The organism is Vibrio sp. 10N.222.52.B7 (assembly GCF_041474275.1).
Lineage (GTDB): Bacteria > Pseudomonadota > Gammaproteobacteria > Enterobacterales > Vibrionaceae > Vibrio > Vibrio crassostreae_C.
In genome coordinates, this window is sequence record NZ_JBFRTU010000662.1 from 1 (window position 1) to 215 (window position 215).

Consider the following 215-nt stretch of genomic DNA (forward strand, 5'->3'; position numbering starts at 1 on the left):
GGGTTACATTGCGGTAAATATCTCTTCACCAAATACTCCGGGACTTCGTTCGCTACAATACGGCGAAGCACTTGATGATCTGTTGTCTGAACTAAAAACCAAGCAATCTGAATTAGAAGCGAAGTATGGAAAATATGTCCCGCTTGCTCTTAAGATCGCTCCGGATCTAAGTGATGACGAAATCAGCCAGATTTGCGAATCATTGATCAAAAATA

At 41.4% G+C, this 215-nt stretch carries 1 pseudogene; it reads left to right on the top strand.

Features of this window, described 5'->3' with window-relative positions:
- A pseudogene (locus AB4512_RS24700) lies at positions 1–215 on the top strand (quinone-dependent dihydroorotate dehydrogenase); the annotation flags it as partial.